This is a genomic window from Streptomyces sp. NPDC087844 (genome assembly GCF_044742785.1).
In the GTDB taxonomy this organism is placed as follows: Bacteria; Actinomycetota; Actinomycetes; order Streptomycetales; family Streptomycetaceae; genus Streptomyces.
Map to the genome: position 1 here is coordinate 1 of NZ_JBIUVD010000073.1, position 1,010 is coordinate 1,010.

Sequence of the window (1,010 nt, forward strand, 5' to 3'; positions counted from 1 at the left end):
GAACGGGGAGCAGCCCAGAGTCTTAATCAGCATTAGCATCAGGAGAACAGTCTGGAAAGGCTGGCAGTAAAGGGTGATAGCCCCGTATCCGAAGGTGTTAGTGTTGTGAACTCGACGAGTAGGGCGGGACACGTGTTATCCTGTCTGAATATGGGGGGACCATCCTCCAAGGCTAAATACTCCTGACTGACCGATAGTGAACCAGTACCGTGAGGGAAAGGCGAAAAGAACCCCGGCGAGGGGAGTGAAATAGAACCTGAAACCGTGTACGTACAAGCAGTGGGAGCACCTTCGTGGTGTGACTGCGTACCTTTTGTATAATGGGTCAGCGACTTATATTCTGTAGCAAGGTTAACCGTATAGGGGAGCCGTAGGGAAACCGAGTCTTAACTGGGCGATAAGTTGCAGGGTATAGACCCGAAACCCGGTGATCTAGCCATGGGCAGGTTGAAGGTTGGGTAACACTAACTGGAGGACCGAACCGACTAATGTTGAAAAATTAGCGGATGACTTGTGGCTGGGGGTGAAAGGCCAATCAAACCGGGAGATAGCTGGTTCTCCCCGAAAGCTATTTAGGTAGCGCCTCGTGAACTCATCTTCGGGGGTAGAGCACTGTTTCGGCTAGGGGGTCATCCCGACTTACCAACTCGATGCAAACTACGAATACCGAAGAATGTTATCACGGGAGACACACGGCGGGTGCTAACGTCCGTCGTGAAGAGGGAAACAACCCAGACCCACAGCTAAGGTCCCAAAGTCATAGTTAAGTGGGAAACGAAGTGGGAAGGCTCAGACAGCCAGGATGTTGGCTTAGAAGCAGCCATCATTTAAAGAAAGCGTAATAGCTCACTGGTCGAGTCGGCCTGCGCGGAAGATGTAACGGGGCTAAACTATGCACCGAAGCTGCGGCAGCGACGCTTAGGCGTTGTTGGGTAGGGGAGCGTTCTGTAAGCCGTTGAAGGTGGCCTGTGAGGGTTGCTGGAGGTATCAGAAGTGCGAATGCTGACATA

1 rRNA gene is annotated in these 1,010 nt (G+C 52.3%); it reads left to right on the forward strand.

Features of this window, described 5'->3' with window-relative positions:
- Positions 1 to 1,010: ribosomal RNA gene (locus ACIOKD_RS42055) — 23S ribosomal RNA — on the forward strand; the annotation flags it as partial.